The organism is Klebsiella sp. MS 92-3 (assembly GCF_000195655.1).
In the GTDB taxonomy this organism is placed as follows: Bacteria; Pseudomonadota; Gammaproteobacteria; order Enterobacterales; family Enterobacteriaceae; genus Klebsiella; species Klebsiella pneumoniae.
Genome location: NZ_GL882790.1, coordinates 9,656 through 15,540, shown reverse-complemented (window position 1 = coordinate 15,540; position 5,885 = coordinate 9,656). Strand labels below are relative to the sequence as shown.

At 60.8% G+C, this 5,885-nt stretch carries 5 protein-coding genes; all 5 read right to left on the bottom strand.

The window, feature by feature from the left end; all coding sequences use genetic code 11:
- Positions 1–22 precede the first annotated feature (22 nt).
- From HMPREF9538_RS17340 to HMPREF9538_RS17360, 5 genes are read right to left on the bottom strand one after another with little or no spacing between them, the layout of a single operon-like run.
- Positions 23–826: an MIP/aquaporin family protein gene (locus HMPREF9538_RS17340; RefSeq protein WP_002917658.1), complete on the bottom strand. Its 804-nt coding sequence runs from the start codon at positions 824–826 to the stop codon at positions 23–25.
- 53 nt (positions 827–879) lie between these two features.
- Complete coding sequence (locus HMPREF9538_RS17345) at positions 880–2,703, bottom strand: diol dehydratase reactivase subunit alpha (RefSeq protein WP_002917661.1); 1,824 nt, start codon at positions 2,701–2,703, stop codon at positions 880–882.
- 12 nt (positions 2,704–2,715) lie between these two features.
- A complete protein-coding gene (locus HMPREF9538_RS17350; protein WP_002917670.1) occupies positions 2,716–3,141 on the bottom strand; it encodes a glycerol dehydratase small subunit DhaB3 in 426 nt (141 codons plus the stop codon).
- 2 nt (positions 3,142–3,143) lie between these two features.
- On the bottom strand, positions 3,144–3,728 hold the full coding sequence (locus HMPREF9538_RS17355) for a propanediol/glycerol family dehydratase medium subunit (protein WP_002917672.1): 585 nt from the start codon (positions 3,726–3,728) through the stop codon (positions 3,144–3,146).
- Between the two features lie 12 nt (positions 3,729–3,740).
- Positions 3,741–5,408, bottom strand: coding sequence for a propanediol/glycerol family dehydratase large subunit (locus HMPREF9538_RS17360; protein WP_002917676.1), 1,668 nt, complete (start codon positions 5,406–5,408; stop codon positions 3,741–3,743).
- Positions 5,409–5,885: the final 477 nt, after the last annotated feature.

Sequence of the window (5,885 nt, the reverse complement as noted above, 5' to 3'; positions counted from 1 at the left end):
CCGCGCTGCGGCGGGTCCCGCTTTACTCATCGATACCGCATTCGCACGGCAGATGGCGGCCGATAAGCTTGCGATACAAAAACGCCCCGATAATCGCCCCCACCACCGGCGCCAGCAGCGGCACCAGAAAGTAAGGGATCGCCAGCCCACCGGTAAAGGCGATCGAGCCCCACCCGGCCAGACTGGTAAACAGTTTTGGGCCGAAGTCGCGCGCCGGATTCAGCGCAAAGCCGGTTAGCGGCCCCATCGACGCGCCGATCACGGCGATCAGCAAGCCAATCAGCAACGGCGCCAGCGGCCCGCGCGGAATTCCGTTGCCGTCGTCGGTCAGGGCCATGATCATCGCCATCAGGATTGCCGTGATGGTGGTCTCCACGGCAAACGCTTGTATAAAAGTGATATGTGGATGCGGGTACGTGGAAAAGACCCCGGCCAGGTTAAGACTGGCGGCAGTGCCGCGCACGATATGCTGACTCTGTTCAAGATCGAGAAACAGCTGGCGATAGAGCCCATACACCAGCGCGGCGGCGCAGAAGGCCCCGGCCGTCTGGGCAACAATAAACGGCAGCACCTTGCGGCGTTCAAAACAGGCGAACAGCCACAGGGCAATGGTCACCGCCGGATTAAGGTGCGCGCCGGAGACACCGGCCGTCAGGTAGATGGCCATGGCGACGCCAAGGCCCCAGATAATACTGATCTCCCACTGACCAAAGCTGGCCCCGGCGACCCGCAGCGCAGCGACGCAGCCCGCGCCGAAGAAAATGAGCAATCCGGTGCCAAGAAACTCGGCCACGCACTGCCCGGTTAAGGTAGAAGTCTGGTTCATTATCGGCATCCTGAAATAGCACGTTAAAGAGAGAGGCTGGCGCGAGCGCCCGTTTAATTCGCCTGACCGGCCAGTAGCAGCCCGGTGGCGACCGCATTGCGCGGCCCTTCTGTTCCCCGAATATTGCCCTGCCCGGCGACTACGCCATAGTGCGACAAGGCTTCCGTGATAAGCTGCGGGATCTCAAAGTCCAGCGATGAGCCGCCCACCAGCACCACAAAGGCGATATCGCGAATGGAACCGCCGGGTGAGACCTGGCGCAGCGCGCGCAGGCAGTTGGTGACAAACACTTTCTCTTTCGCCTGCCGGCGCACGAGACGAATTTTTTCCAGCGGGCTGGCGTTATCGATCGGCACCAGTTCGCCCTCCTTGATGTACACCACTTTGGCGAACACCGCCGGGCTGAGGGCTTCCCGAAAGAACTCCACCGCGCCATTCTCGTGACGAATACTGAACAGGCTTTCCACTTTGGCCAGCGGGTATTTTTTAATCGCTTCCGCCAGCGAAAGATCCTCGAGGCCCAGCTCGGTTTTAATCAACAGGCTGACCATATTCCCCGCCCCGGCGAGATGGACCGCCGTTATCTGCCCCTCCGCGTTGACGATCGCCGCATCCGTCGAGCCGGCGCCGAGGTCGAGGATCGCCAGCGGCGCCGCACAGCCGGGAGTGGTTAACGCCCCGGCGATGGCCATGTTGGCCTCCACGCCGCCCACCACCACCTCGGTCTGCAGTCGGGCGCTCAGTTCGCGGGCGATAACCTGCATTTGCAGACGATCCGCTTTTACCATCGCCGCCATCCCGACGGCATTCTCCATGGCGCACTCGCCGGCCATCCCGCCCTGCACCTTGCGCGGAATAAACGTATCCACCGCCAGCAGATCCTGGATGTATATCGCGCTCATCTCATGGCCGGTCAGGGACGCCATTACCTTGCGCACCCGCTCAAGCATGCCGCCGGCGTGGGTGCCCGGTTCGCCGCGGATGTCGCGTACCGGAGCGCAGGCGCTCATCGCCTGCATGATGGCTTCCGCGCCCTCGGCGACATCGGCCTCTCCGCGGCGCTTTTCGCCGCTAATGTAGAGGTTGCCCGCAGGGATCACCCGCGACTGCACGTCCCCCTGCGGGGTCTTGAGCACCACCGCTGAACGGTTGCCAATCAGGGCGCGGGCGATGGGGACGATGGCCTGGGTCTCTTCCGGGCTTAGCCCGAAGAAGGTGGCGATCCCGTAGGGATTCGACAGGATCCGCACCACCTGGCCCGGCGCGGCCACTTCCACCGCCGCCATCACCCCCTCGGGGACCTGCTCCAGCAGCGTCACTTCATCTACCACCGGCAGGGTTTTACGCAGGCGGTTGTTCACCAGCACGCCGTCGTCCTTTTTGAGGATCGCCGCCACCACGTTGATCCCCCGGTCGAGCGCCTCATTGAGCCACCACACGGCGTCAAGGAAATCGACGGCGTCGTCAATCAGTACGATCCACCCCTCGGCATACTGCGCCGCCGGCAGCGTCGCCAGCCGCCCGAGGGCGATAGTCGTCCCCACGCCAACGCCCACCCCGCCCGGCGTCTGCGGGTTATGACCGATCATGGTCGATTCGGTGATAATGGTCTCGGTGATGGTCTCCATCGCCACATCGCCAATCACCGGCGCGGCTTCGTTAAGATAGATGCGAGAGACATCGCTCATCGACCACGGTGTTTTCGCCAGGGCCTGCTCCAGCGCGGCGAGGGTCCCGGCGATATTGTCCCGCGTCCCTTTCATGCCCGTCGTCGCGACGATCCCGCTGGCAACAAACGCCCTCGCCTGCGGGTCGTCGGACGCCAGCGCCACCTCGGTGGTGGCGTTGCCGATATCAATCCCGGCTATTAACGGCATGCTGACCTCCGCTTAGCTTCCTTTACGCAGCTTATGCCGCTGCTGATACACTTCCGCCGACTCCCGGACAAAGGCGGCATTCACTGTCGCATGCCAGGTGTGCTCCAGCTCGTCGGCGATCGCCAGCAGCTCCGCCTGCGAGGAGCGGAACGGGCGCAGCGCGTTATAGATAGCCAGAATGCGCTCGTCAGGAATGGCGATAAGCTCCGCCGCGCGGCGGAAATTGCGCGCCACCGCATGGCGCTGCATCTGCTCGGCAATCTGCGCCTGGTACTCAAGGGTCTGACGGGAGATCCGCACATCCTGCGGGCCCACCTCGCCAGAGAGCACCTTCTCGAGGGTAATATCGGTCAATGGTTTGCCGGTAGGCGTCAGGATATGCTCCGGGCAGCGGGTGGCTAACGGATAATCCTGCACGCGCATGGTTTTCTCGCTCATGGTCACTCCCTTACTAAGTCGACGTGCAGGGTGACGGGCTCGGCGTCCTGCACCACATGTTTGGTCTCTTTGATATGAAATAGCGCGGCTTTGGCCATAAATTTCGGCCGCACCATCTGATCGTTCACCACCGGCACCGGCGAAGGTGACTCTTTGCGCGCATAGCGCGCGGCGTTTTTGCCAATCTGCCGGTAGGTCTCCAGCGTCAGCAGCGGCGCCTGGGAGAACAGCTCCAGGTTGCTGAGCGGCAGCAGATCGCGCTGATGGATGACCGTGGTCCCCTTCGACTGGATACCGATGCCGATCCCCGAGCCGCTCAGGTTGGCCGCATCCCAGGCCATAAAGGAGACGTCGGACGTGCGCAGAATGCGCACCACCCGGGCGTGAAGCCCCTCTTCTTCCACCCCGGCAATCAGCTCTTTGAGGATCGCGCCATGGGGCATATCGATCAGAGTGTGATGCTGGTGTTTATCGAAGGCAGGGCCGACGCCGATCACCACTTCATCGGCACGTTCATCGGCAGAAGCTACCCCGCCCTCGCGGGTTTTCAGGGTAAAAGAGGGCTGAATTTGGGTTGTCTGTTGCACAGGAATACCGCCTTATTCAATGGTGTCGGGCTGAACCACGCCCGGAATATTTTTGATCTCCGCCCAGCGTTCGGCAGAGATGCGATAGCCGGTGCCCGGCCCCTGATAGTCATTGATGTCGTTGACCGCACTCACCACCTCGAACTGCCGATCGAGAATGGCCGAGGTCTGCAGGTAATCGCCGGTGACCCGCTGGCGCAGCATATTGAGAATATTGCTGGCGATATCCTCAAAGCCGCTGCGGCTCAGCGCGCCGACAATATCGAGGCCGGTGATGTTGCGCTTCATCATCTCTTCCACCGCACTCAGATCCTCCACCACGTTACGCGGCGGCATCTCGTTGCTGCCGTGCGCGTAGGTGGCGGCCTCCACCTCCTCGTCGGCGATTGGCGGCAGCCCCAGCTCGCGGAAAACCGCCTGGATCGCCCGCGCCGCTTTCTGGCGAATGGCAATGGTTTCCGCCTCGGTCACCGGACGCAGGCCGCCGTCAACCATCAGGTCACGCTGCAGGATGTTGTAATCATCAAAATCTTCCGCATCGAAGTTCGAGCCGGCGAACATGTTGTCGTAGTTCGGCACCGCGCTGTAGCCGGAGAAAATAAAGTCGGTGCCCGGTAGCATCTGCATCAGGGTGCGCGCGGTACGGCGAATATCCGAGTGGGAGAAAGTCTGGTCGTTGGCGGACGCCACTTCGAGGTCGAGCATAGAGGCGATCAGGTTTTCCGCCAGCACCGCCCGAATGCCCGACGGCACAGCGCCGGTCATGCCGATACAGCTCACTGCGCCGTTTTGCAGCCCCTGAACCCCGGCGCCTTTGGTAATGAAGATGCAGCGCGATTCGAGGTAGAGCATCGACTTGCTCTCCGAATAGCCCATCAGCGCTTCGGATCCGGTGCCGGAGGTGTAGCGCATTTTCAACCCGCGGGAGGCGTAGGCCGAGGCGAGGAACGCCTTTGACCACGGCGTATCATCGCCATCGGTAAATACCGCTTCCGTGCCGTAGACCGACACCGTCTCGGCGTAGCTGGTTAAGCCACGCATGCCCAGCTCCAGCTCGGTGGCCTCTTCCACCGAGCACTGCGTCAACACGCCGGGGCGGCCGCACTGCGAACCGACCAACAGCGCCAGGGCGTTAAACGGCGCGTAGCGCGCGATACCGACCGTGGTCTCCTGTTCTGAGAAGCCGCGGATCCCGGCCTCGGCGGCGTCAGCGGCAATCTGCACCGGATTATCTTTGAGATTGGTGACGTGGCACTGGTTGGAGGGGGTCCGGCGGGCACGCATCTTCTGCAGCGCCATCATCATCTCCACCACGTTCATCTGCGCCATCACCTCGACCGCTTTGGCCGGCGTGATGGCGGTAGTGATGGCAATGATCTCCTCCCGGCTGACGTGAATATCCACCAGCATGCGGGCTATTTCCACCGCCTCCAGGCGCATTGCCTGCTCTGTGCGCTCAACGTTGATCGCGTAATCGGCGATAAACCGGTCGATCATGTCAAACTGGTCCCGGCGTTTGCCGTCCAGTTCGACGATCAGACCGTTGTCCACTTTTACTGAAGAGACCGGGTCAAAGGGGCTGTCCATGGCGATCAGCCCCTCTTCAGGCCACTCGCCAATCAGCCCGTCCTGATTGACGGGGCGCTGGGCCAGTACTGCAAATCGTTTTGATCTTTTCATTGTTCATCGGCTCAAAAGGTGAAATCCGCAAACGGTAGCGAATACGCCGGGCCAGCGTCGTTGCCGCCCGGCCATTACCGGCAATAGCGGAACTTTAAATGAGCCAGTGGTGAAAAAAATAAATTTAATTTCGTTTCAATTTGGCACACGAAATCTACCGACAGTTTCACTATGAAACTTTACTCCGCCGGCAAAAATAAAAAATGTGATCGCCCGCAATGATATAAATCAATTAATAAAAAACGCCCTTAATTACGTTTTGCCGACGCTATTTTAACCCTATTGACTAAATCATGGCGGGCGACAAAATAACGCTGACTAAAATAAAGCAAGCCAACCGAATGGTAATAGTTTTTTACTATCGCCCCTACTGACTATTCGCGCCAGCGTTACCCTGGTGCGGGAGAGAATGATGAACAAGAGCCAACAAGTTCAGACAATCACCCTGGCCGCCCCCCCCCCCCCCCGCCCCCCCCG

Coding starts and splice junctions, on each gene's coding strand:
- HMPREF9538_RS17340 (WP_002917658.1), bottom strand. CDS start 826: ATGAACCAGACTTCTACCTTAACCGGGCAGTGCGTGGCCGAGTTTCTT.
- HMPREF9538_RS17345 (WP_002917661.1), bottom strand. CDS start 2,703: ATGCCGTTAATAGCCGGGATTGATATCGGCAACGCCACCACCGAGGTG.
- HMPREF9538_RS17350 (WP_002917670.1), bottom strand. CDS start 3,141: ATGAGCGAGAAAACCATGCGCGTGCAGGATTATCCGTTAGCCACCCGC.
- HMPREF9538_RS17360 (WP_002917676.1), bottom strand. CDS start 5,408: ATGAAAAGATCAAAACGATTTGCAGTACTGGCCCAGCGCCCCGTCAAT.